The organism is Desulfacinum infernum DSM 9756 (assembly GCF_900129305.1).
GTDB lineage: Bacteria > Desulfobacterota > Syntrophobacteria > Syntrophobacterales > DSM-9756 > Desulfacinum > Desulfacinum infernum.
This window is the reverse complement of sequence record NZ_FQVB01000023.1, coordinates 1-25,086: the sequence shown is the minus strand read 5'-3', so window position 1 is coordinate 25,086 and position 25,086 is coordinate 1. Positions and strand designations below refer to the sequence as shown.

At 60.5% G+C, this 25,086-nt stretch carries 23 protein-coding genes; 18 read left to right on the top strand and 5 right to left on the bottom strand.

Features of this window, described 5'->3' with window-relative positions:
- Nucleotides 1-67 precede the first annotated feature (67 nt).
- Both BUB04_RS11945 and BUB04_RS11940 read right to left on the bottom strand, forming a co-directional pair.
- Nucleotides 68-5,194: a pilus assembly protein gene (locus tag BUB04_RS11945; protein WP_073039795.1), complete on the bottom strand. Its 5,127-nt coding sequence runs from the start codon at nt 5,192-5,194 to the stop codon at nt 68-70.
- 45 nt (nt 5,195-5,239) lie between these two features.
- On the bottom strand, nt 5,240-5,566 hold the full coding sequence (locus BUB04_RS11940; RefSeq protein ID WP_073039793.1) for a hypothetical protein: 327 nt from the start codon (nt 5,564-5,566) through the stop codon (nt 5,240-5,242).
- Nucleotides 5,567-5,939: 373 nt separating this feature from the next.
- On the opposite strand from BUB04_RS11940, the gene BUB04_RS11935 reads away from it, so the two are divergent.
- From BUB04_RS11935 to BUB04_RS11850, 16 genes are all read left to right on the top strand, one after another.
- The gene (locus BUB04_RS11935; RefSeq protein WP_073039791.1) at nt 5,940-8,063 is read left to right on the top strand and encodes a PAS domain-containing hybrid sensor histidine kinase/response regulator; all 2,124 of its coding nucleotides are present in this window, start codon (nt 5,940-5,942) and stop codon (nt 8,061-8,063) included.
- Nucleotides 8,064-8,594: 531 nt separating this feature from the next.
- Entirely contained in the window at nt 8,595-9,044 is a 450-nt protein-coding gene (locus BUB04_RS11930; RefSeq protein WP_143156463.1) for a hypothetical protein, read from the top strand.
- Nucleotides 9,045-9,059: 15 nt separating this feature from the next.
- Nucleotides 9,060-9,458, top strand: a complete 399-nt coding sequence (locus tag BUB04_RS11925) for a flagellar protein FlaG (protein WP_073039787.1) — start codon at nt 9,060-9,062, stop codon at nt 9,456-9,458.
- A 23-nt stretch (nt 9,459-9,481) separates the two neighbouring features.
- Entirely contained in the window at nt 9,482-10,195 is a 714-nt protein-coding gene (locus BUB04_RS11920; RefSeq protein ID WP_073039785.1) for a response regulator, read from the top strand.
- Nucleotides 10,192-11,781, top strand: coding sequence for an HD domain-containing phosphohydrolase (locus BUB04_RS11915; protein ID WP_073039783.1), 1,590 nt, complete (start codon nt 10,192-10,194; stop codon nt 11,779-11,781). Before BUB04_RS11920 ends, BUB04_RS11915 begins: the two co-directional genes overlap by 4 nt.
- Nucleotides 11,769-12,383, top strand: coding sequence for a PilZ domain-containing protein (locus BUB04_RS11910; RefSeq protein ID WP_073039781.1), 615 nt, complete (start codon nt 11,769-11,771; stop codon nt 12,381-12,383). Before BUB04_RS11915 ends, BUB04_RS11910 begins: the two co-directional genes overlap by 13 nt.
- A 3-nt stretch (nt 12,384-12,386) precedes the next feature.
- Nucleotides 12,387-13,211, top strand: a complete 825-nt coding sequence (locus tag BUB04_RS11905) for a sensor histidine kinase (RefSeq protein ID WP_073039779.1) — start codon at nt 12,387-12,389, stop codon at nt 13,209-13,211.
- Between the two features lie 126 nt (nt 13,212-13,337).
- Nucleotides 13,338-13,805: a hypothetical protein gene (locus BUB04_RS11900; protein ID WP_073039777.1), complete on the top strand. Its 468-nt coding sequence runs from the start codon at nt 13,338-13,340 to the stop codon at nt 13,803-13,805.
- Nucleotides 13,806-14,332: 527 nt separating this feature from the next.
- Complete coding sequence (locus tag BUB04_RS11890; protein WP_073039773.1) at nt 14,333-15,160, top strand: CheR family methyltransferase; 828 nt, start codon at nt 14,333-14,335, stop codon at nt 15,158-15,160.
- Between the two features lie 38 nt (nt 15,161-15,198).
- Complete coding sequence (locus BUB04_RS11885) at nt 15,199-15,681, top strand: chemotaxis protein CheD (protein ID WP_073039771.1); 483 nt, start codon at nt 15,199-15,201, stop codon at nt 15,679-15,681.
- Between the two features lie 20 nt (nt 15,682-15,701).
- Complete coding sequence (locus tag BUB04_RS11880) at nt 15,702-16,124, top strand: response regulator (protein WP_073039769.1); 423 nt, start codon at nt 15,702-15,704, stop codon at nt 16,122-16,124.
- The gene (locus BUB04_RS11875) at nt 16,081-16,533 is read left to right on the top strand and encodes a chemotaxis protein CheX (protein WP_084076446.1); all 453 of its coding nucleotides are present in this window, start codon (nt 16,081-16,083) and stop codon (nt 16,531-16,533) included. Before BUB04_RS11880 ends, BUB04_RS11875 begins: the two co-directional genes overlap by 44 nt.
- 116 nt (nt 16,534-16,649) lie before the next feature.
- Nucleotides 16,650-17,723, top strand: coding sequence for a protein-glutamate methylesterase/protein-glutamine glutaminase (locus BUB04_RS11870; RefSeq protein WP_073039765.1), 1,074 nt, complete (start codon nt 16,650-16,652; stop codon nt 17,721-17,723).
- 89 nt (nt 17,724-17,812) lie between these two features.
- The gene (locus BUB04_RS11865) at nt 17,813-18,181 is read left to right on the top strand and encodes a response regulator (protein WP_073039871.1); all 369 of its coding nucleotides are present in this window, start codon (nt 17,813-17,815) and stop codon (nt 18,179-18,181) included.
- A 14-nt stretch (nt 18,182-18,195) separates the two neighbouring features.
- Nucleotides 18,196-20,412 carry a chemotaxis protein CheA gene (locus BUB04_RS11855; protein ID WP_084076445.1) on the top strand — a complete coding sequence of 739 codons (2,217 nt, stop codon included), beginning with the start codon at nt 18,196-18,198 and terminating at the stop codon, nt 20,410-20,412.
- Nucleotides 20,413-20,446: 34 nt separating this feature from the next.
- Nucleotides 20,447-21,787: a protein phosphatase CheZ gene (locus tag BUB04_RS11850; RefSeq protein ID WP_073039759.1), complete on the top strand. Its 1,341-nt coding sequence runs from the start codon at nt 20,447-20,449 to the stop codon at nt 21,785-21,787.
- Nucleotides 21,788-21,936: 149 nt separating this feature from the next.
- Here the strand turns inward: BUB04_RS11850 and BUB04_RS11845 are convergent, their stop codons facing one another.
- Both BUB04_RS11845 and BUB04_RS11840 read right to left on the bottom strand, forming a co-directional pair.
- Entirely contained in the window at nt 21,937-23,511 is a 1,575-nt protein-coding gene (locus BUB04_RS11845) for a sensor domain-containing diguanylate cyclase (protein ID WP_073039757.1), read from the bottom strand.
- Between the two features lie 40 nt (nt 23,512-23,551).
- Nucleotides 23,552-23,791, bottom strand: a complete 240-nt coding sequence (locus tag BUB04_RS11840; protein ID WP_218588441.1) for a hypothetical protein — start codon at nt 23,789-23,791, stop codon at nt 23,552-23,554.
- 219 nt (nt 23,792-24,010) lie between these two features.
- Here BUB04_RS11840 and BUB04_RS11835 point away from each other — a divergent pair, with 219 nt between their 5' ends.
- Nucleotides 24,011-24,241, top strand: a complete 231-nt coding sequence (locus BUB04_RS11835) for a DVU0524 family FlgM-associated protein (protein ID WP_073039754.1) — start codon at nt 24,011-24,013, stop codon at nt 24,239-24,241.
- A 55-nt stretch (nt 24,242-24,296) separates the two neighbouring features.
- Nucleotides 24,297-24,596, top strand: a complete 300-nt coding sequence (flgM, locus tag BUB04_RS11830) for a flagellar biosynthesis anti-sigma factor FlgM (RefSeq protein WP_073039752.1) — start codon at nt 24,297-24,299, stop codon at nt 24,594-24,596.
- 301 nt (nt 24,597-24,897) lie between these two features.
- Here flgM and BUB04_RS19365 read toward each other — a convergent pair.
- Nucleotides 24,898-25,086 (bottom strand): hypothetical protein (locus tag BUB04_RS19365; protein WP_218588440.1); only part of this gene is annotated, 189 nt, incomplete at its 5' end.

Here is a 25,086-nt window from a genome sequence, read left to right as displayed (position 1 = left end):
GGCCGATCCATGGCCCGGTCTTGAGCCGCCTTCGGAAATCGAGCTTGTTGTCGAGCTTATACTTTTCCTATTGCTGTTTCCAGCCCATGCGTTCCACCGGGTCCGGAAGATTGACGCGCAGCCGGTGGATGCGCCCGTTGCTTGTCTGGATGAAGATGTACTGGCCGGAAGAGTCCATGACGGGCCGGCTCGGCATGCCCTCCCCGATTTTCAAAACGTACGCCTTCACCTGCGTGCCGTCCTTCACGGTGGTGTATTGCCCGGCCCCCAGGTTCGCCGTGGTGGTGCTCACCTGCGTGAAGCCGGAGGTGCTGAAGGGGTCGGTGGACAAAGCCCCGCACTGGTAATCCACGGCGTAGAGGTAGGCGTCCCCGCCGGCCGCACAGGGATCGTCCTTCGGGACGAAACTGGTGAAGAAGACCACCCCGCCGGCGATGAGGGCCGAGTCCACCACCCGCTCTCCCGGGACGAAAAGATCCTGGACGCAGGTCCAGCAGGCCCCGGAACATGTGCTCTCGCAGCAATCCGGTGAACCGTCGCTTTCCACCCACTGGCAGCCGGATTCGAAGGACGAGGAACCGCACTGGAAGTCGGCGCTCACGGCCAGGCCGTCCACCGTGATCCCCCCGGAAAAGGCGGTGGGGCGCACGGTGCTATTCTTCAATCCATAGAAGGACATGGTGGCCGTGTCCGTGCGGTCGTCCTGGCCCCCGATGACGTTGTCGAACTTGCCCGTGCCGAAGAAAATCCGCAGGTACTTGTCGGGATCCAGGGTCGCCACCGGCATGACGGTGATGGGCTGACGGGACGATCGGTAGAGGTTGGTCCCGGAGGCCGGCTTGGTCTTCCACACCTCCATTTTGATTCCGGGGGATGAGGAGTCCAGGTTGAATTTCAGCCCGTAGAAATTTCCGTTCAGGTCTCCGAAATAGATGTGGTCCAGGACCCCGTCACTTCCGACGGTGCCGTTGGCGTTCCAGATGTCCAGCACCAGGGGGTCCCCCAATGCATAGGGGATGGTGTTGGCCCCCGAAGTCACCGTCGGCCACTGGGAGGACCACTGGTGGACGATCGTGGGCCACAGGTGTTGAAAGATGTTGATGCCTTTTTCGATGTCCAAGGCCACCAGGTAGGGTTTGAGCAGAGCGGTCTTTTCCGCCGAGGACAGCGAAGCCGGCAGTTCCACATCGGGCTGGAAGATCCTGGGGGTGGCGCCGAGGATGGCGAACCAGCCGCTCAGGGCGCCGGCGCCCCGGCAGGCCGTGGAAACGCCGGGGCTCCCCGCCTGCAGGGGCTCAACCCGGGTGTTGGTGTCGAAGCAGACGCCGCTGGGAACGTTCAGGTAGCCCACGTAGGGGATGGTCCATGAGACCGGCAAGGTGCGCGCCTGATCGTAGACGGTCTTGTCCAGAAACGGCGTGGCATCGGTGGTGCCGGAACCGCCGGTGAGCTTCAGCACCATGTTCCGGAGGATGGAATATTCCCACAAGACTTTGGGATTGTCCGGGTCGGTGACGTCCAGGGCGAAATAGACGTCCCCTCCTCCCCTTTCTCCACCCAGAAGGACGGTGCGCCATTCCCGGTCCCCGTCGCCGTCATGGTCGATAAAGACCTCCCAGGCGATGGGCGACAGATCCACCATGGTTCGGTGGGCGCATCCCGTTTGGTGTCCATAGTCCGCCCGTGCCAGTTCCTTGAGTTCTGGCAGGAGATTGCTGGGCACGTAGGCCCACAGCTCCTTGCCCACCTGGTCCTTACCGGTGCACGTGGCGCCGTCGCATTCGCTGTCCGGCTCATCGGGGTTGTAGATCCAATGGCTTTCGTCCGCCTCGCCGTCGCCGTCCGAGTCGGTATTGGGGCTGGAGTCGGCCCACCAGACACCGACGACGAAGGCATGGAGCATCCCGTCATTGGCGCCCACGTAGACGACCTTTTTCCGGGTTTTCTGGGCCTCCCGGTAACAGTAAAAGGAGGTGGCCCCGCAGCTGCTCGTGCAGTCCGAACAGGATCCGGCCAGGTTGGGATCCACGGAGCTGACCGACGGGGGCCCCACCACCACGGGAGTGGAGTAAACGATGTCTCCCAAGGACCACCCGTCGCGATCCCGGGCCGTCCCTTCCCAGGAGTTGTCCCAGTGGCCCCGGATCCATCGGATCAAGGCGTCGGCGTCGTCGTTGTCGGTGTCCGCATCTCCGTCGAAGTCCAGATTGTTGGCCAGGGCCGATCGAATGGACGCCGTGTTGGTCGCCAGGGAAGTGTAGAACGGGCGGCTGCATGTGGAGGTGCCGTCATCGAGCTTGGTCATGGTGCCGCTGAGCGATGTAAACAGGCACCGGGAGCCAGGGGAGGCGGTGGAAAGGATTTTCCCCGCATCCCAGCAGTTCCCGTCGGAAAAGCCGGGGTCCGAACAGAACTTTTCCAGGTTTTCTGTCTTTTGGAAGCTGTAGAGGGAGCCCATGCACTGGCCGGCGAACCATTCGCACCCCGCGTAGGATTCGCACACGCTCTGGCCCATACTGGTCATGGCCGCACAGCCTTCATAGGGCCAATAGGCCTCCAGGTGTCCCTTCCACGCGTAGGTGCTGGCGTCTTGTTCGTAGGTGGTGAAGGCTCCCCGGATGACCAGGTCCTGCCCCAAAACCTCCTGGGTCACCGTGGCCACGGCTCCGGCACTGCCCGCCTTGGAAAGGATGGCCACCATGGCCTTTTCCAGCTTCTGTTCCAGTTCCAGCGGGTTGGCCACAAAGAAGTAGTTGTCCGGGACTCCGTCGCCGTCCTTGTCCCACTCATTCTGAAGGTCCGGAATATCGTTGCCGTTGATGTCGTCGAAACCTCCCCACTTGGCGGCGAACCACAAGGGGTTTTTAAGGGTTCCCGCCGGGTTGCCGGAAACGGTGAAGGTCTTTTCCCAGACCAACGGGAGGTTACCCACCGTGGACGGCGTGTCGCCGTCGCTTGTGGCATCCTTGTCTCTTACCGGCAGGTAAACGCCGTCGGCGGTGGTCCCCGAGACGATGAATCCGAGGACCTGGTCGATGGATCCGGCGGCGTACTCGGACGTGAGTTTGACTTTCACCTGGGACGAGCCCACAGGCTCTATCTCGTAGATCACGATGGCGTCCATGTCATGGTCGGCGCCCTGCTCCACGTCCTCGAAATTCACTCGGAACTTGGCGTAGGTCAGGTTCCCGCCGGCGTCATAGGTGACGGTGTCCACGTAGAAATCGACGATCTGGTTGGAGGGGCAATAGGCGGTGGAGGTGCAGTTGGTGATGTGCAGCCCGTCGGTGTCCCGGGTGACGGTGCACTTGTCGGCGCAGGCGCCCTTCGTGCCGTGGCTTCCGCTGACCGATTTGCCGATGGGAACGAGACGTACATAGTTGTTCCCCACCTTCACGTTGATGTCGGGGATCGGTGAGGACATGGCCACCGCATAGGTGGTGACATCGGGAATGCCTTCCTGGGCGGTGATCTGGGATTTGCCGTAATAGGCCACAGCGGCGGAATAGAAGCTTCCCTGCTTGGTGGGTTCTTCGGGGCACAGCCCCCGAATGGAGCTCAGATTGGTGATGTTTTTCGCTGTGCAGATGAAGTCATACACGCTGCCGCTCTGGCCCACGAAGAAGTTGCCGCTGCTGAGCCCCTCGGCGGTTCCGATAACGTTCGCCAGGCTGCTCACGTTGAGGCCGGCCAGATCGCCGGTGAAGGATCCGAAGGCGCTGCCGGGAAGCTGGTCCGAGTCGTAGCTGGGGTTGATGTCGCTGAGAACAAGCAGGTTCGGCTTGGAACAATCGGGAAACAGGTCGAAGGGCACCAGGTTCTGGTTCCCTTTCTTGATGAACCAGTCCGGTTTGGAGAGATCGAGTCCGGCGTCGTCGTTGCCGCTGTAGGTAAAGGCGCTTGTGGGGGAGCCCTTGCCGGTGATGAAGCGAAGGGCCTCGTACATCATTTCGCCCACGGGGTTTCCCCACATCCGGCATTCGCCTTCCTGGAGGGCCCTTGCGGTGATCCAGCCGCACGTGCCTCCGTCGCTGGCCTGATAGGAATAATCGGAATATCGAAATCCGACCGGGCGCATGCGGTCCAGGGTGAGGATGATGTTCCCCTGCACGTTTTCCGAACTCTGGAAGCTTCCCGACTGGGAATTGATCTCATCCATCACCGTCCAGATGTTCTTTCTCAGAACGCCACCGCTCAGGTTCTTCTCGTAGGATCCGGTCAGCAGTCCCATGTAGAGGGGACTCTGGAAGACGCAGAGCCCTTCGCCGGTCCCGCAGTCGTTGTCCGCCTGGCAGGGTTTGTAGGTCTTGGAACAGACCTTGGAACCGTCTCCCTCGCCGTATTTTTGAAGGAGGCCCACGGGCTTCGGGGTGGTACCGCCGCCGGGGTAAAGCTTACAGTAGTCCTGCTCCAGGCCCTTGTCCCAATCGGTGCTGCAGACCTGGACCCTTACGGTGTAGTCCAGGATGTCGTTCCGTGTGCCCACCGGCCCCTGGCGGTATCCCCAGGGAGTTTCGGGTCCACTGCACACCGCGCGTTCCGTGGTGGCCCATTCCCAGACTCGGTGGGTGTCGTTGCGGGCGACGCGGATCACGTGGGGCTGGCCGGAGCCCAGGCTTGTGACGCAAAACAGATGGCGACGGCCGGAAGAGGGCGGGTCGAAAGGTGTGAGCTGACGGGTGTCGCTGCCCGCGTACTCCTTCCCCCAACTGTGGGAATCCTGGGGGATATAGACGCCTTCCAAAACCGTCTCGCTGGAGCTGTCCGAAGATCTCTGGCCCCCGTAGAGCACCCGTTTCAGAACATCCATCCGGGACATGGACAGCCAGTTGAGAAAATTGCCGCTCCATTCGCCGCTGCCGCCGCAGTACTTGGTGGCCGAATAGCGGGTGGGGATGAACTTGTCCTGCCCGGTGGTGCTGTAGGTGTAGCACTTGTAAGGGTCGAAATAGCCGTAGTAGTCGATGGAGTGTTTGTACCCCACATCCAGCAGGCCGTCTCCGTCCAGGTCTTGGGCGTCGTTGTAGGCCTCGTAATAGAGCTTATGATCCCGTTCCATGACCATCATGACCATGGGGGAGGCCCCGGCGGAGATGAAGGGCGGCGGATCGCACTCGCCGGCGAGGCCGACTCCCCCATGGAAAGTCGCAAGCAGACACAGGGCAAGGATGAGGGGATACGCACGTGCTTTCATGACAGGCCTCCCAAAGCAAGGAGTCGCGGGTTGCAGGATGGGTTTTCAATGATACCGTTCAATGAGGATCTGGTCGACGGATCCTTCCGGATTGATTCGAATGGTCACCTGATCCCGCACGCGAAGATCCTTGATCTCCCCGGGGTCTTCCTGAATGGCTCCCGAGACTCGAGACTGGATGAACACTTGGCAGTGGGGATGGATGGGAAACTCGTTCCCGTCGATGACCAGGGTTTGGGGTTCCAGGGCTTCCACTCTGCCGTTCAAGAACCGGTGTCCCTGAGCCGCGCAAGGCGGTGCCGTGAAAAGTCCCTGGACCAGGACGGCAAGGATCAGCAGAAATCCTACCGGAGCCGCGCCTTTTGCGATCATGGTGCCCTCCATCACCGTTGGGGTTGGTGTCGGCCGGGGCCGTGGCCTTCTGGGGTGCCATAGTCCCTCATATCCTTTATCGGCAGGCGGGTGGAAATGGATGAGCAAAAAGCGGAGTCCCCCCTGCCGATCGCGCCTGCGGGACTTTCCGGGGGATTTCGGGCCCTGTAGTCTTCAATGTTTACATGATCGATTTCTTGACACAAATATTTAACAGGCTAGATTACGAAATCTACTTGTATTGCATGAATGACGTGTTGAAAATGTATTTCGGTCACGAAGGGACTGACGTTGCATTGAAGCCTTGAGATAAAGAGCTTCTGGAAATAGGTTGGTGACCGCCTGACGGACAGGGACTTGCAAGGAGGGTAGGGTGAACCGAGCCGGCAGCGAGATCCTTCGGGTGGAGATGTCAAGCCTGAGGCGTCGGTACGAAGAGCTGGCGTCACTGCTTGAAGTTCTCCATCGCTTGAGCGGACTGGACAGGACCTTGATCTCCTCGTCTGATTTTTCGGAAAGGTTGGCCCGTATCTTGGTTGAGGAAACGCGCTTCAGGCTGTGCGCGGTCTTCGGTGCCGAAAGGGATGCGGGTGTTCCGAGGCTGTTGTCAAGCTTCGGCTTCCGTTCCCGTCCGGAAAATATAGACGGGCCGGAAGACCTTCTCCTGGAGCCCGGGACCGCCTTATATGAATTTGCACGAAGGGTGGTGCAGTTGAATCGCGTGCAATTCATGGAGGAGGTTCCCTTGGCGGGTTCCCTCCAGGGGCCGGGGGACGGTCTGGGGTCACGCCTTTGGAGCCTTGTGGGGTTTCCTTTGGCGGACTGGGGGGGCGCGGTGCTTGTGGATGCGGAAGGCGGATCGTTTTCCAGGGACCAGCGGCGCCACTGGGAGATATTTGCCGGCCTGGTGACGGGGATCTTGGCCGATCGGAACACGATACATCAGCTGGAGATGGATAGGGAGGAGCTTGGAAAGGCGCTGGAGGAGAGGGAGCGGGTTCTGCGCAGGGAGACGGGAGCCTCACTGGCGGCGGAGAACCTGATGGGCACGATCATGGCCCTGGTGCCCCAAGGCATGTGCTTTCTGGCCGACGACGGACGGATCTTGCGGGTCAACCAGAGGATGGCCAGGCTGCTCGATGTGCGCTCCGCGGAGCTCCTGGGGCAAAGTCCCGAGATCCTCTTCTCCCGGCCGAGAGATTTCGAGGCGCTGAAGTCGCGGGCCGACAGGGACGGATCGGCCCGGCTCTCCGACCTTGACATGGGCGGAGGGGGGATGGCCGGGTTTTCCGCCGATGTCTTCCTGGCCGACATCTCTCAGCTCCGCCATCCGTCCGTCAGATACATATTGATCGTCGAGGATATTTCCGAGAAAAAGGCTTTCTCCCGGCAGCTTGTTCGGACGGAGAAACTGGCCGCCTTGGGGACCATGGCGGGCGGGGTGGCCCATGACTTCAACAATATTTTGATGTCCATCCTGGGAAACACACAGCTGCTGGCCCAGGAGATCACGGCGGGCGGACGCGGCGCCGAGCGAAGGCTGCGAAGCATTGAACAGGCGGTCGGCGATGGAGCCCATATCGTTCGCCGCCTGCAGAAGTTTACGGAAAAGGAAAGCGACCACGGCCGGGGCGAGCAAAAGACGGATTTGCGGTGCGCCGTCATCGACGTCATCGAGCTGACCCGACCGCGTTGGAAGAACACCGTGGAAAGGGCGGGACACACGATAGAGATCCGCATGGACTTGGAAGACGGCATCCTGGGAGCCATCCATCCGGCCGATCTTCGGGAGGTGCTGACCAACCTGGTTTTCAATGCCGTGGACGCCATGCCTCAAGGCGGGCGGCTCTCTTTCAGGGCCTACCGGCAGGCCGACCGGGCGGTCCTGGAGGTCTCGGATACGGGGGTGGGAATGGATGCGGAAACCCGGGACCGCATCTTCGATCCTTTCTTTTCCACCAAGGGCGTGGGGAATTCGGGCCTTGGATTGAGTGTGTGCCGCAGTCTTATCCTCCGTACCGGTGGGGAGATGTTGGTGACGAGCGAACCGGGCAGGGGCACGACCTTTACGATCAAGCTTCCTGCCGCCGACGAAGAGGGTCCGGGCTGCGACCGGAGCCTGGGGCTGCGGCTGAAGACCACGGGCAAAAGCCTTCTGGTTGTGGATGACGAAAAGGAGATTCTGGAGCTGCTGCGCGACATGCTGCGCCTCATGGGGCATCGGGTCACCGCCACTCATGATCCGAGGCGCGCCTTGAGTTACCTGGAGACTGCCGCCTTTGACCTGGTCCTGACGGATCTGGGCATGCCCGAGGTGAGCGGCTGGGACGTGGCCAAGGCGGCCAAAGCCTCGAAAGACTCACTCCCGGTCATCCTGGTGACCGGATGGGGGGCCCAATACGAGGAACAAGATCTGAGCGACAAGGGAGTGGATCTTGTTCTTTCCAAGCCGCTGAGCTATCAGAAGCTCTTTGAGTCACTGAGCCTTTTCGCTTGAGAATCCGCGCCGCGGAACGGGTAGATGGACCGGAGGCCCGTACCTTCCCTTTCTTGCCCGATTCCCGTGGCGACTTGCAGACGGTCCCCAACGCTCGTCCCCCCTCCAGAATGGCGGCCGTTCGATCATCCTTTCCGCTACAGCTCGGCTCCGGCAGTTGGGGCCCACCACAACCGGTTTCCCATCGTCCCGCGGGTGAACTTTTCCGGATCGCCCTAAGGAGGCGGCTTTGCCGCCGGCTTCCCGGCCTGCCGAAATAAATCCTTCATGGGATTGCCTGCGGGCTCCGATTATAGAGTTGCAGGCTTTTCTCCTTGTATGGCGGTAATTAGGATCACGAGTTGGTTTGTTGGGGAGGCGAGGGTGTTTGGAGTTGCAAGGTGCCTGGTTTGGGTCCCGTTTCTGGTTGTGGCCGCCTGCGGTGGGTGTGCCTCGGTGTCCACAACCTCCAGGTCCGGTTCCGTGGAACTCGCCGCTCCTCGCGTGATTGCGTGGCAATGTCCCGCCCCGCACAGGCATCGGCGGGCCGCCGTGGCGGCCTTTGAGGTTCCGAAAGGGATGGAAAGGGCGGCCCTGGAGATGGCGCACGTCTATACGGCCATCTTGGCCGCCGAGGGAACGTTCGGGCAGGTGATGGTGCTGGCCGAAGGAGGCGGGCCGGCGGGGTCATCCGTCCCTGACGGGGTGGACTTGCTGGTTCGAGGCAAGGTGGAGCGGTTTGTTGCGGGCTCGGGGGCCCTCAGCGAACATGTGGATGTCCACGTATGGGTGAAGGACATGCGCACGGGGAGCGTCCTGTGGTGGATGGAACAGAGCGCCTTGTCGAAGCCCCGACGGGATCTGGATCTTTTCTGGAACGTGATCCCGGGAGGCGGGGCCGCTTCTTATCAGAGGCTCACTCATGCCCTGGCCCGTCAGTTTGCAGAGCTCTTGTCGGACAGGGAAGCAAAGCGGCGGGGGTGTTTGAACCTCGACCGATAGAAGGAGGTGGACGTCATGGAAACGAGGGTGGATGGCATCCAGTCGGTGGTGACGGAGCACTGGGTCAGGGAAGACCCAAAGTGGCGGAAGAGCGACCTCATCAAGCCCGTTGAGGGAGGAGGGAGCTCCCAGAAGCTTCAATTGAAACGAGAGGATATGGAGCGACCTTCGCAAGGCCTCAACGGTACGGACCGGGAGGAGCTGGAAGGGCTTGTCGGAGACGTGCAAAACTACCTTCAAGATCTTAACATTAAACTCAGCTTCAGGCTCCACGAGGAAACGGGGGACATGGTGGTTTCGGTCGTGAACAAGGAAACCGGCGAGGTGATCCGCCAGATACCCCCCGAGGAGTTGTTGGAACTTCGGGAGAAGCTGGAAGAGCTGACAGGGGTGCTCCTTAACGGCAAGGTCTAGGGGCCCCATCAACGGAAAGCGGGATGGATCCAGTGGAGGCTTTGCCTGTCAAAATTTTGATTGTCGATGATGATGATGTGTACCGGGATATCCTGCGGGATGCCATCGAGGACGAGGGGACCGACCTTTCGTTGGCCTCCACCGGAGAGGAAGCCCTGGAGCTCATTCGCGCTGAGCCCTTTGATATCCTGATCACCGATCTCAACATGCCCGGCATGGACGGGCTGACCCTCCTCAGGCAGGCCCGCCGGCATCTCCCGAACGTGCTCACCATCATCATCACCGGTTACGGTAGCTTGGAATCGGCCGTGGAAGCCATCCGGCAAGGAGCCTACGACTACATCCAAAAGCCCTTCCGTATCGATGAGGTGGCGGTGGCCACCCGCAATGCCATCGACAAGGTTCGCAGCATGCGAGAGCGGGCGATTCTTCTGGCTGAACTGGAGAAGGCCTACCACCGGCTCCGGGAGCTGGAGTCGAAGCGGACGACGGGAACGGAAGACCACGAACCCGGATCTGGAACGAGCGGTGAGACCCCGGGTTATGAGCGCTTCCTGGTGATGGGCCGCCAGCCCTTGCCCGTGGAACTCCTGGAAGGCGGCCTGTCCAGGATGGGACATGTCCTCTCGGAGTTGGAGCGCCTGAAGGACCTGCGTCGGGAAAAGGTGATCGACGAGGCGGAGTTTGAGCGACTGAAAAAGCTGGTCCTGCGACAGGTGACAGCGGCGGAAAGATGAACATCCTCATAATCGAAGACGATACGTTGCTTGGGGACGTCCTGCGGGACTATTTGGAGCAATTGGGCCATGAAGAGGTTCGGGTCTTCCCCAAGGGAGCGGACGCTCTGCTGGCGCTGGATGCCCATGGTTTCGACTGTGCTTTCATTGATCTGAACCTGCCCGATATGGACGGTGTGGAGCTGCTGGAGCGCCTCAAGCAGAAGGACCGGACCCTGCCCGTGATCATGATGAGCGGGTATCCAACCATGGAGTCCACCATACGGGCCATGCGCTTGGGCGCTTCGGACTTTCTCACCAAGCCCTTCACCATGCGGGATCTTGCCTTGGCCCTGGAGCGGGTTTTCAAGGAGAGAAACCTCCTGCTTGAGAACCTGAGCCTGAAGCTGGAGTGCCAGGCACAAGAGCAACTGAGGCATGTGAATCGCCAGCTGCAGCAGCGCATCGAGGAGAAGGAGAAACTTTTCCATGTCTCGCGCGTCATTGATGAGATTCGATCCAGCGACGACCTCTATGCCTCCATCGTGGAGTTGGCCTCGTCCCTGACCCTGTGCCGTCGAGTGGGTTTCTTCGTTTATCTGCCTGATCTCAAAAGAGTTGCCATGATCTCCGGGCTGGGTTTCGACAACGGCGGTCTGCCCAGAACTTTCCCCGTGGACCATGAGATCCTCACACGGTGCCTGCAAAAGGGCAGGACACCTGTGAGGGCTCCCCTGAGCTCCTTTGCGGCGACGGGCATCAGCGAAGACGCACAGGGCTTCGGGGTGTCCGAGACGGCACCGGCAGCCCCGGGAGAAAGCCGAGTGAAGGGGGTCTCTTCCCTGTGCCGACTTCTCGAGGAACCCTGCAGCCTGTGGCCCATGTGGATTCGAGGGGAGCTGTTCGGTTTCCTGGGGATTTTCCAGGTCCCGGCGGACGAGAGGGCCGGGGAAGGCCACAGCGCCCTCGTGGATTTTCTCATGACCAAGGCGGCCCTCGCCGTGGAGAATATGGCGCTTTACGAGAGCCTCATCACCAACTTCTATGGGATCTTGAGGTCCCTTGTGAGCGCCCTGGAGGCCAAGGACCCGTATACGGGAAAGCATTCCGAGCGGGTGACCCACTGGGCGGTGCGATTGGCCCGCGAGATGGCCGTGAATGGCACGCAAATTGATATTCTCAAGACGGTGGGCTACCTCCACGACATCGGCAAGATCGGGATGCCGGATGAGATCCTGAACAAGCCGTCCAGCCTCACTGCGGACGAGTATGAGATCGTCAAGAGGCACCCCGTGATAGGAGAGTCGATCATCAAGGATCTGGGCCTTGGCTTTGAGGAGCGGGCCATCATCCGCCATCATCACGAACGATGGGATGGGCGGGGGTATCCCGACGGACTGTCCGGGGAGGATATTCCGCTTTTGGCGCGAATCGTCGCCGTGGCGGATGCCTTCGATGCCATGACTTCGAGGCGGGCTTATCGGGATTCGCTGCCGCTGGAGAAGGCTGTTTCGGAGATTCGGGAAAACAGCGGCAAGCAATTTGACCCCCACGTGGTGCAAGCCTTTTTGGCGGTGATGGAGAAGGATTCAAAATGGAAGAGGTGAACAACCGTGAGTATCTGAGGGTCCGGATTCCGGAGTTGGCTGTCCTGTACAATGAGCTTCCGCAGGACCAGGAGCCTCCCTTTTTTCTGGGCTTCGGGCCGAGGGGCGAGTCCGCCGGCCTCCACGAGACGGACACGGATGATCCGTTTGCACGGGAGGTGATGGAAACCCTGGTGCGCCTTGAGTCCAAGATGGATCGGCTGCTCGGGTATTTGGAAAAACAAAGCGGTCTGCGCCCCAGCTATGCGTACCAGGGGCGGGTCGTGGACATCAGCGGCGGGGGACTTTCCTTCGCCACGGTGTCCCTGCATTCGGTGGGCAGCCACCTGGAGTTGTGCCTGCTGCCGCAGGTGGGGGACCCCAGGCCCATCTATGCCGTGGGAAAGATCTGCTGGATCGAGCCTGCGGCGGAATCCGGGGATCCTGCGGCTCATGTGGTGGGCGTGCAGTTTGTGGAGATTGACGAGGCGGACCGCCAGTCGATCATTCGTCTTGTTTTCCAGCTGCAGCGCAAATGGAAGGAAAGGGCCGGCGAGGCGCGGGGCGGGGATCCTTCGGGCCGAGATCTCCCAAGACGGGCCCATTCCTGCAAAGAGAATTAGACGATGGATTCCGGATTCAACATGGAACACCTGTTCCAGGCCTTTGCGGAGCTGGACCGGCCGGCTCATATGGGGCGGCTCGTGCGCGGCCTCATCCACAATATCAACGGCCCCCTGCAGAACATCTCCATGCTCCTGGAATTGATGGAAAGGAATCATTCCCGGATCGACGAGCTCGTGAGAGTGCTTCCGATCCCGGACCCCGCCGATTTGTCGCGCCTGCTCGATTCCCAGAAAGGACGTGTGGGCCGGCTTCTGGATCAGGTCCAGGTCTTTTCCGAGATGCTCCGCGATTTCATGACCCTGCACGAGATCGAGGCGAACGAATCGGAGATCGATGTGAACCTCATCCTGGAGAAGCTGGGACGGGTCTACAAGGCCGACCTCTTCTTTAAGCATCAGGTTGCATTACGAATGGAGCTCGCACCGCATGTGCCTCTGTTGCGCGTTCTGGGGCGCCATCTGATCCCGGCTCTCCATCATCTCATTCAAAATGCCCTGACCGCTCTTCGAACGGCTCCCGCCAAGGAAATCGTGTTGGCGTCCGAGGTGACCCGGGAGGGCGTGGCGGTCCGTGTGGAGGACAGCGGCTGCGGCCTGCCCGATGAGATGTCCGCCGAGGAACTGTTCAATCCGTTTGTCACCCGGTGGCCGGCCGAGGTCGTGGAGTGCGAGGCGGACCGGAAACACCTGGGGCTGGGGCTTTCCATCGTCCGGCACCTTCTGGCTCCTTACGGGGCGGAATCAAGGCTGGAAGCGAAGGGAACGGGAACCCGCGCCCTTTTGCTGCTGCCTGTGCCCGGAACATTCTGCCGCACCAGGGGGTAAATTCTTCCCGGGACGGGTGGGTGCGCACCGGCTGCGGCAAGGATTCCAAGGAGCTGAGAGGTTGGCAAACTATTTGCCTCGATTCAAAAGTGAGGCGCTACCCGAATATGCAGGAGGGACCGGAAGATGAAAGTGAGCGGACCGCACTCCAATGTGTCCGTCGGGCAAGAACCAAGAAAGACGGAATCGGCGCCCCTCGATGAGGCGGGGGCGTTCGGTCGAATCCTGGCCCAGGAGCTGGACCGGGAAACGGATGGGAAGACGGCTTCGGGAATCGAGCCGCCGTCTGTTGCGGGCCCTGCCGACCTGCTCTGCTCGGATCCGAAAGCCCCGGGGGAGCGGTCCGCGGAGGACAGAATCCAAAGAGTTTTGGAGGGGCTTGAAGGCCTCGTGGAGCAGCTGTCCGGGAACGCCGCGCGTTTGAAGGACGTGGGGCGCAGGCTTGAAGACCTGGGGGCCTCCGCCGAGGAGGCCTGGAAGGCGGCGCAGGAACTGGCTCCGGATCACCCCCTTCGCCGGATCGCCGAGGAAGCGCGGGTGGTGGCCTATGTGGAATCCATCAAGTGGGGCCGAGGGGACTACCTGGGGGCCTGAATCGGGATGGTACGCTGATGAAAGTCGGGAAGGGGCCCGCCGTGCGGGCCTTCTGTCTGTTGACGGTCTTTGTCTTTGCATCAATGGCGCCCTTGGGCGGGCGGCGGGAGAAGGAGATCGCCGGAGGCGTCCAGTGGGGAGGGCCCTCCGTTTGCTGGGCCGATGTGATCGAGGGCCAGGAGAGCATAATCCACAAGACACTGCCTCAAGGGCCACCCGGGGCCGAAGAGCACCTTCGTGAAGAAAGGAAGAAGGCCGAGTGGTCTTTGGAAATGCTCCGCCATCTTTGGATTGATCTGAATCCCCAACGGGGCGACGACCCCAAACCGCAGCCTCCGCCATCGCCTGCCCAAAACCCCTAGACCATTCCTTGCTCCCCTTTTCTCAGGCGCTCGGTCCAATTTTTCCTAAAGTCAGCCTCTCGAATATCCGATTTTCCTCATGGGAAAAGGCAGGGGAGCCAGTCCCCCCTGTATCCGCACACAAAATGATGGTGGGGATCCTCGAGATCCCGGAGGGATGCTTACGTGGAACGCCTTTCGGAGCGGTTGTTCCAGCAATTCAGTGCACTCGTCTACGAGGAATGCGGCATCAACCTCCATGAGGGGAAAAAGTCGCTCCTGGAAGCCCGGCTGGCCAAGCGCCTGCGAGCCACCGGCATGGCGTCGCCCAAGGAGTACTACAAGTACATCCTGTCTGAAGACGGGCGGGATGAGCTCATCCGCTTCTTCGACGCCGTTTCCACCAATCTCACGTACTTCTTCAGGGAACCCAAGCACTTTGATTTTCTCGTCACCAGGGCTTTGCCCGAAATGGTGCGCAGGAGCCGGGAGCAGGGTTCCTCCCGAATCCGGATCTGGAGCGCCGGATGTTCCACCGGGGAAGAACCCTATACGATCGCCATGAGCGTCCTGGAAAATCTGGATCAGCCCGACCGATGGGATTTTCGCATCCTGGCAACCGACATCTCCACCCGTGTGCTCCAGACCGCCCAGAGAGGGATTTACGACAAGGCCAAACTCCAGAACGTGCCTCCGGCCCTGCGCAGTCGGTACTTCATCCTGAGAAGGGGGGGAGCGGGTGAGAAGCTCTACGAGGTGGCGCCGCAGCTGAGGAAAGTGATCGCTTTTCGCCGATTGAACCTGAAGGACCCATACCCCTTTCGGGGGCCCTTCGACGTGATCTTCTGCCGCAACGTGATGATTTATTTCGACAAGAAGACCCAGGAGATGTTGATCAAGAAGATGGCGGAGTATCTGGTTTCCGGGGGGTATTTCTTTGTGGGCCATTCGGAAAGTCTGACCGGCCTCGATCACCCCCTCAAGTACATCAAACCGGCGGTCTATCAGAAGTAGGAAGCAGGCGGCTTCCCCCAAGACATGAGAGAGAGTCCATGAACAGAGTGGTTGTCGGCGTAGCGGACATGGCCGTGAGTAATCGACCCGAAGACACCATCATCACCTATTCCTTGGGATCTTGCATCGCCGTGGTCATCTACGACCCGAAGGTGAAAGTGGGGGGCATGCTGCACTACATGCTTCCCGAGTCATCAACGGATCCCTTAAAGGCGCGGACCAAGCCAGCCATGTTCGCCGATACGGGCATTCCCATGCTCTTCAAAGAAAGCTATAAGTTCGGGGCGACGAAAAAGAGCCTAATCGTCAAGGTGGTGGGGGGCGCCCAGATTCTGGACGAAAACGGCGTCTTCAATATCGGCAAGAAAAATTACATGATGCTTCGTAAAATCTTCTGGAAAAACAACATACTGATTGCGGCCGAACATGTGGGGGGCAACGTGAATCGCACCGTGCGCCTGGAGCTTGAGACCGGCCGGGTCGTTCTGAAGGTGTCCGGGCACGGGGAATTCGAGCTGTAGGATACAAGGAAGGGGGCGGTATGGCCTACAACGTGTTGATCGTTGATGACTCCAAGTCCATGCGCAACGTCATCAAAAAGGTGCTCAAGATTTCAGGCTTGGAGTTGGGGGAGATATTGGAGGCGGGAAACGGTCGGGAGGCCCTGGAGCGGCTCGGGGAGTCCTGGGTGGATCTGATCCTGAGCGATGTCCACATGCCGGAAATGGATGGCATCGAATTCCTGCGGACGTTGGCGGGCCACGAGGACTTCCGTGATGTGCCGGTGGTGCTCGTAACGACGGAGAGCAACGAGCAGCGGCTGGAGGAAGCCATGGCTTTGGGAGCCAAGGGGTACTTGCGAAAGCCGTTCCAACCTGAGGATGTGCGCTCTCTCGTGATGAAAATACTAGGAGTCGAGGATGAATGGGAACTGGCTGGAAGCGATGAAGGCTGCGATTTCTGAGGTGTTGGAGACCATGTACTTTACGGAGGTTTCCTTTCGTGACGTCACCCCGGGCGCGGAGGCGTTCGAGGGGTGGCGCGCGCGGATTGAAGTCAATCGAGCCGATGGGAACCAGGCCGTGACGCTGGCCCTTTGGCTGAGATCCGGTTTCGCCAAGGAGCTGGCGGGGAACCTCCTGGCCCTGGATGCCCAGGAAGTTCGACCGGAGGATGTCAAGGACGCCATGGGCGAACTGGCCAACATGGTGGCCGGGAGCTGGATCAACCAGTTGGGCCCCGATGCCTGGCGCTTGGGGCTTCCCGATGCCGGACCGGTGGAGTGCCCCGTTTCCGGTACCGACAACGCCTCCCAGATGTTCTCCTACGGCGAGCCGGTGGGGTTTGCGGCCGTGGACCCGACCGGTCCCTGACGGGATCTTCCGGCGACCGCCCGCCCCTCGTGACACCCCCTGGATGAGGAGGGGGCGTCGATGGCGGGTCTTCGGGAGCGACACTCAGTGGCACTTCGGTGTTTGGAGACGATCACATGAATCCCATCCGCGTACTGGTGGTGGACGACTCCGCCATTGTGAGAAAGATTTTCACCCAGGAACTGGGGAAGCATCCGGACATCCAGGTGGTGGGCACGGCGCCCGATCCCTATGTGGCCCGGGACAAGATCGCCAAGCTCAGGCCGGACGTCATCACGCTCGACGTGGAAATGCCCCGCATGGACGGGCTGACGTTTCTCAAGAAACTCATGAAATATCACCCCACGCCGGCCATCATCGTCAGTTCCCTTACACCCAAGAACAGCGAAATGGCGCTGGAGGCGTTGGAATACGGCGCGGTGGAGGTGCTGGCCAAGCCCGGGGGATCCTATACCGTGGGGGACATGAGCGTCCAACTGGTGGAAAAGATCCGGGCCGCCGCACGAGCCAAGGACTTCGCCTCCCGGCGTGTCCCTCCCGCGGCTCAAGCCGGAGACAGTCCCAGCCCCCGGCCTTCGCTGGCCCTGACCCGAACCACCCACAAGATCATTGCCCTCGGCGCATCCACCGGCGGCACGGAGGCCCTCAAGTACGTGCTCATGCAGATGCCTCCCAACAGCCCCGGGATCGTGGTGGTACAGCACATGCCTCCCAAATTCACAACCGCCTTCGCCAAGCGCCTGGACGGGTGTTGCCAGATAGAGGTGCGTGAGGCTCAGGACGGCGATACGGTGCGGCCGGGCTTGGCTCTCATCGCCCCCGGAAACCTGCACATGGTCTTCAAACGAAGCGGCGCCCGATACTTCGTGGAGATAAAGGACGGTCCTCTGGTGTGCCATCAAAGACCGGCGGTGGACGTCTTGTTCCATTCCGTGGCCCGTTATGCCGGCGCCAATGCGGTGGGTGTGATCATGACGGGCATGGGCCGGGACGGGGCCAAGGGGCTTTTGGAAATGCGCAAGGCCGGTGCGCGCACCATCGCACAGGACGAAGCCTCCTGCGTCGTTTTCGGCATGCCCAAGGAGGCCATCAAGATGGGGGCGGCGGAGTTTGTGGTGCCGCTTGATGCCATCCCGGAGACCCTTTGGAAGGTCCTGGAGGGGGGAACGGCTGAGCAAACCGTGGCCTGAGGCCTGCTCGATGCCTGCGGATCCCCACCACCGCCTCTCGATATTGTCAACGTACGACTGGAAGGAGTGGACTCGTGGCATACAAGGACATGAAAGTCTTGGTTGTGGACGATTTTGCTACGATGCGGCGCATCGTCAAGAACATCCTCAGGGAGCTGGATTTCAAGGAGATCTACGAGGCGGAAAACGGCGCCGCGGCGGTGAAGATCCTGGAGTCCCAGGAGGTGGACCTGATCGTTTCGGACTGGAACATGCCCAAGATGACGGGCTTGGAGTTGCTCAAGTGGGTCCGCGCCAACGATAAGACCAAGCACTTGCCGTTCCTCATGGTGACGGCGGAGGCCCAGAAGGAAAACGTGGTGGAGGCGGTCAAGGCGAAGGTGAGCAACTACATCGTCAAGCCCTTCACCGCGGCCGTGCTGGCGGAAAAGCTGGAAAAAATCTTGCCTCAAGACTAACGGTGGAGCCGAAAATGGCTGGTAGTGAAAACTCTTTGCACATAGCCCGGAGCCTCCTCGATCGATTGGCCAACGGGGTTGTCGCCGGACCGGACGATCTGATGGGCATAGGCGAATGCCTGAATATCCTGGAGGAGCTGGAGCAGGGCGATCAGGGTTTGCCGGAGTCGTGGCACGGTCCCATAGCGACCATCAAGGGCCTTTTCAATCGAATCATCCTGGAGGAGAGCAAGGATCCGGAGGCCGACTGGCTCCAGATTCAGTCCCTGTTGCGGCAATTGGCGGAGGGGGGAGTTGCCCCCGACCATGAGCGAGGCAAGGACCTCCCACCGCAAGGGGAGGAGCCGCCCGCCGGGGAGTCCCCCGGGGGCGTCCCAGGGCCTGGGGAAGAGATGCCGGAAGAAAGGGAGCCGGAAAAAGTTCATCTGGAAGATCCGGAACTCATCCGGGACTTCATCGAAGAGGCCAAGGAACACCTTGCTTCCATCGAGCTCAACATGATTTCCCTGGAAGCCGATCCTCGGGACCGGGAAGCCATCAATGCGGTGTTTCGCCCCTTCCACAGCATCAAGGGAGTGGCCGGCTTTCTCAATCTCAAGAGCATCCACGAGCTGAGCCATGAAGTGGAAAATCTTCTGGACGAGGCGCGCTCGGGGGCCATTGATGTCACGGAAGGGGTGATCGATATCGTCCTCCATGCCGTGGACATCCTCAAGGTTCTCTTGAGCGAGCTGGAGGCGGCCCTGGGCGACGGCCGGGCGGAACTTTCGGCCAATCTGGTGGGGGCTTTCCTCAAGAGATTACGGAGTTTCGACCCCCGGGAGGAGCGCCCCAGAGAACGGGAGAAGGTTCCCAAGGTCGGGGAAATTTTGGTGGAAAAGGGGGTCGCGGACCCCGACCGGGTGGAGACCGCCGCCCGGAGTGCGCGGGAAACCGGAAAGAAGATCGGCGAAGCCCTGGTGGAGCAGGGGGCGGCCTCGGCTCTGGACGTGGCCGGCGCTCTGCGGGAACAGCGCCGGATCAAGGAAGGCGCGGCGTCGGTGCGTGTCGACACCCAGAAGCTGGATAACCTGGTGGATATGGTCGGGGAGCTGGTGATCGCCCAGTCCATGGTGCTGCAGAATCCCGGTGTCCAGGCGATCAAGGATCAGAAGTTCCAGAAAGACTCCGTCCAGTTGCGAAGGATCACCGCTGAACTCCAACGGATTTCCATGTCCCTGCGCATGGTGCCCATCAAAAGCACCTTTCAGAAGCTCATACGACTCGTGCGGGATCTGTCGCGCAAGTCGGGCAAGAACGTGCGCCTGGAGATGCGCGGCGAGGAGACCGAAATCGATCGGAACATGGTCGAGGAAATCTACGAACCCCTGGTCCACATGGTCCGCAATGCCATCGACCACGGGATCGAGTCCCCCGATGAACGGGAACGGGTAGGCAAAGACCCTCAGGGAACCATCTACCTGACGGCCGACCAGAAGGGCGGAAACATCCTCATCGAGCTTCAGGACGACGGCAAAGGGCTCGATGCGGAAAGAATCCGGGAGAAGGCCATCGCCAAAGGGCTGATCTCGCCCGAGGACAACCTGGAAGAGCGCGCCATCTACGAGCTCATCTTCCATCCGGGCTTTTCCACCAAAGATGAAGTGACGGACGTCTCCGGGCGCGGGGTCGGGATGGACGTGGTGCGACGCAGCGTCGAGGAACTGCGTGGCAAGCTGGAGGTCTCCAGCGTGCCCGGGCATGGAACACGCTTTGAGCTCAAGCTGCCCCTGACCATGGCCATTATCGACGGCATGGTCATCTGCGTCGGTACGGAACGGTATGTCGTGCCCACCGTAGCGCTCAGGGAATCCCTGCGGCCCTCCAAGGACGCCTACCTCACGGTCCAGGGCTCCCAGGAGATGATCAAGGTGCGCAACCAGCTCATGCCCCTCATACGACTCCACGAGCTGTTCCATGTGGAGCCGCGCTTCCGCAATCCCTGGGACGCTCTCATCCTGGTGGTCAACGAGGATCAGAAATCGTATTGCCTGTTGGCCGACGAGATCATTGGACGCCAGGAGGTGGTCATCAAGAGTCTCGGCAGTGCGCTGCGCCATGTGAAGGGCATCTCGGGGGGTGCCATCCTGGGCGATGGAAAGGTGGCTCTGATTCTGGATGTGAAAGGCATTGTCAGTACATACGAAGAAGGTGGAGACAATGGTTTCGATAGGCAAAGAAGAGTGGCGTGAGCTGATCCGGTTGCTGAAAGATGCAGAGAAGTCAATGGTAACGTTGGGCGACGATGCCGAAGATGCCGATGCCTTGAATCAGTGCCGCGAGGCCCTCAAGACCTTCTCGACCACGGTGGCCATGCTGGGAATGGAAGATCTGTCCCAGGCCGGAGCGCGCCTGGAGTCCTTTTTCGATGAGCATGTCCTGGGTGGCAACGGGAGCATCCGTGGAGAAGAAGGCGCCGTTTTCAATTTCGCCCTGAACGCCCTCATGGAGTCCATGATGCGGACGGAAAAGGGACAGGGGGAGTCCGGCGGGGTGAACGTGGAAGAGGTCCTGTCCATCCTGGAAACGGCAAACGACGCGTCCGAAGCCCCAGGCGGCCAGGGCCAAGGACCGTCTGCGGAGGAAGCCCTCGACGAAGATGCCCTGATCGACGAGCTGGTGGGCTCTCCGGCTCCGGACACCCCGGCCCAGGATCCGGGCGGTGCGGAAGTGGAGAGAGCGCGCCTCCGAAACTTGGCGGCCCGTCTGGGGGCCAAGGTGGAGGTCAAGGTGGCAGAGACGGGCGAGGAAATCATCTGCCTGGAGGTTCCGGCGGAGAGCCAGGGCTGGAAAGACCTCTTGGCGGCGCAGTCCTCGCTCGACAACTGGGACACTCTCCGCCCCCGCCTGGCTGAAGAGCGGGAGCCAGCGGGAAAGGTGCTCGAGGACATCAAGGAGTTCATGCTGTGCATGTCCGAAGGCAACGTGGAGCGGGCCCAGGAGATCCTGCTCAGGCTCTCGGAAAGCTCCCATCCCGGCTTGTACAAGGAGATCGGGACCCTGGCCAGAGAGCTCCATGACTCGCTTCGGGACTTCGTGGGTGCCATGGATCCTGCGCTGCGCGAGATGGTGGAAGACAAGATTCCCGATTCGGGCAATCGCCTGGAGCACATCATCAAATTGACGGAAACGGCGGCCAACACCACCCTGGATCACGTGGAGGCGCTCCAGAAAAGGAACGAAGAGGATCAGTCGCGCCTCAAGGAGATGGAGACGGCACTGGACGGCCTGCACGCCATCGGTGACAACGCCCGGGAACGGCTGACCGAGGTCCGATCGGCTCTCGAACATCTGGCCGAGTCGGCTCGGCGGTCCCATGAAGACCTCATCCAGATCCTCACGGCCCAGGACTACCAGGACCTGACCGGCCAGATCATCATGAAGATCATCACGTTGCTGGAGGATCTGGAGGTGAAACTGGTCCAGCTCATCACGAAGTTCGGGGTCAAAGTGGAGAAAGCCAAAAAGGCGAGGGAGGAACTCTACGGCCCCGCCCACGAACAGGTGGAAGAGGCGCTCCACTCTCAGAGCGATGTGGACGCCCTGCTGGCGGAATTCGGCTTCTGAGAGGGGCCCCCGCTCGCCCCGTCAAGCCTTTCCAGCGGCTCGACGGGGGGCGGGAATCCAATACTTCCGCCAAGGTCTGGGTTTGCGCTCCCCGCCGGATCCGGGAGCGAGCTTCGCGGGAACCTGGGAATCGCAAATTCCGCGACGGGCTAAGCGAGGATGGCCTCCACTCGGTTACGCCCTTGCGCCTTTGCACGATAGAGGGCTCGATCGGCCCGTTCGAAGACATCGGTGGAGGTCTTATCGGATCCGCCCACCTGGGTCACTCCGATGCTGACTGTCAGAGGGATCTGTTTCCCCTTGTAGAGAAAGCGGGTCTTCTCCACTATTTTTCTGAGTTTCTCGGCAACCGCCAGGGCTTTCCCGCCGTCGGTGCCCGGCAGAATGACGGCGAACTCCTCCCCACCATAACGCGCAAGACAATCGGATCGCCTCAAGGCCAGCTTCATCCTCCTCGTGACTTCCTTCAGGCACTGATCACCGGTGGTGTGGCCGAACGAGTCGTTCACCTTTTTGAAATGATCCAGGTCGATGACCAACAGGGAGAAGTGCTGGCCGTAGCGCTGATATCGATACATTTCCTCCTGGATGCGCAGATCGAAGGCCCGGCGGTTGTAGACTCCCGTCAGGGCATCCTGCAGGGCCTGTTTTTCCAGGCGCCTGGTTCTTTCTTCCATCTGGGTCACTTCCTGTTTCATCCTTTGAAGGCTGCTCTGTAGGACTTCGCTATTCTCATCCGCTTTCCGGAAGCGGGTTTCGTCTTCCTTCTGCTTCTCCTTCAAGAACCGCTTGATGGCCGACATCTTGGCCTCCAGCGCGCTTTTCAGTTCCTCCAAGGTCCGCGAGAGATTGACCGAGGCGCTGATCTCCTCCATCTTCCCGTCCAGGAGCGTGTTGAAGTCTTGACTGGCCTGGTAGTTTTCCCGGGTGAGATTCACGGCGGATGAGAGCAGAACCTCCATTTCCAGGAGATCCTGGCCGATGTCCGAAAAAAACTTGGCCAGCTGGGCTCTTTCCCTGTTGAGAGCCCCGGAGAACCGTTCCGCCAGGGCCAGGGTGTCCCGGATCGCCTCGATCAGCGCATCGATGGAATCGCACTGGTGCAGTCGTTCACGGAGTCGGTTCCATTCTTCCAGATACTGGGCTCCCAAATCCACGTGGAACTGGCTGAGCAACCGGCCCAGCTGGTGTCTCAGCGTTTCCACATGCGGCCCGGTGACAGCCCCTTCGTCCTGCACGCCGCCCCGTGTCCGGGCGGTCGCTGAGGCTTCGGCAGGGCTGAGGCGCTTGAGGGTGCGAATCCGCTCCTCCACGGCCTGCCAGTCGGATTCGGAGATGAGAAGTTTCTTGATTTCATCGAGCGTTTCCACCTCTTGGGAGCCGGCGATCGGCCGAGCCCAGGAAAGGAGGAGATACAAGGAGTTTCGGGCCGCCTCTTCCATAAGGTTCTTCTGGTCTTTGAGCTCTAGGGTGTCCTTGAGCAGCTCATCCTTTTGGCGGCGCAGCCTCTCCACCTGGTTTCTCAGGGATTGCACCCGGGGTTCCGTTTCGACCGCGGAGGCCTGTTCAGCGAGTGTGCGAATCCTGGAGTCCTGGGCCAGTGTTTCCACCAGCCGCCGTCTTTCCGGACCGGCCTCCGGAAGGACTTGGTGAACGGCCTGAAGGACCGCCTCGGCAAGATCGTGAGCGAAAGACGGGGGTTGCGTCGTAGCGTGATTGCTCATAATCATCCTCTGTGTTTTCGGATGTCCCGGTGTGCTATGGTCAGCCCGTGCGCTTGTCGCGGAAGAGCTGGCAGGGGATTCCGGATGCGGCCAAGACACTGCGGCTGGGGTGCTGGCTCGTGCGCACCCCGTAAGCACGGCAACCGTAGGGGGCCTGCCGGTCCCAGGTGATGGAAAAATGAATGCAGCGGGGACAGTAGGCCCGGGTCCCGTGGCCGTCGGTCTTCTCGGACCGGATGTCGCTCATCAAAACGAATCCTCCATGCTTGTCCAGGGTCATGGTCTTGCGGCGCCTTGCCCGTGCAGACGGTTGGAAGCAGATATCGTGCCAGTGTTATGGTTGATCGGCCGCCACGAGGGGGTGCCCCCAAGGGTGGGGAAAGAGGTGCGTAGGGGCTTCGGCGTTCGGCCGGTGCCCCTGGTGAAGAGGAAAGTCGAACGTTTTTCTCAAGTTTTCGAGCCGGTCGTCCGATAATAGAGGTGAGGGAGACAGACAGTCATGGTCATCAGTGATTATCATGTTCAAGGGGTTCTGAGGACCTACACGCGGCAGCTGCAGAAGTCGCGTCTCGCCTCCAGTGTGGGGGGGGCGGACCGGTCCGGAAAACCACCCGAGGAGCGCGTCTCGATTTCCGAGGAGGCCCGGCGGCGCCTGATCCGGGACCGGGTCACGTCCCAAGTCCTGGAACAGGGCTTGACGGATGAGGCGCCACCGATGGAGAAGGCGTGAAAGCGTGCCGCAGATGTGACCGAATCGATCCATACCCGAAGGAAGGACGGACACCATGGACGTCAAGCGATTGTCAGCTTATGTGAACAGCTCGAACCAGGCGGTGGAAGGAAGCACCTTCCGTTCGCAGGAAAAGCCGCCGGTCGTGACCAACAAGCCGGACGGTCTCCAAGTGGAAGATCGGGTGGAACTCAGCAAAGAAGCGCTCGAGATGGCTCAAGCGAAGAAAGTCGTGATGGACAGGGAAGAGATTCGTACGGAGCGCGTGGATCAGTTGCGGCAAATGGTGGAAAACGGGTCTTATGCCGTCCAGGCGGACAAGATTGCCGCCAAAATGTTGGACGAGATCTTCTGATCGGAGCTGGCCGGCTGTCATAAAGATGACAGCCGGCCAGCTCGGTGCCTTGTCATATTATTGACGATTGCGGTGTTCCTCCCCGTAAGCCCCGGCCGGGATTCCGGCCGGGGCTTTTTGTGGCTTCAACGGTGGGAGGACGGATGGTTTCTGGACGAGAGGGGTTTGCTCCGGGGGCACATGGGGAAGCGGCGGAGGCACAGGGTGCGGACGGGGCCGCCCTTAGCCCAAGTTTGTCACTTTTGTGTGTAAGTTACTGATTTTGTTGTAGAGTGTTTTCAAATTCTACACTACAAATTTTTCATTCGATGGTGGTCAGCCTCCTTAATGGTCGTACCGGCAGCCCGAGAGCATTGTAAATTTTCACGTGAACCGGTTCCGGCTCGGACGTGTGTCGTATGTGAATGACCTGCCCTTTGTCATTGACCATGCTGGTGGTCACCCGCACCTGGCCACTCAGATGCGTTCGCAAGGTGGCCCAGTGGTGACG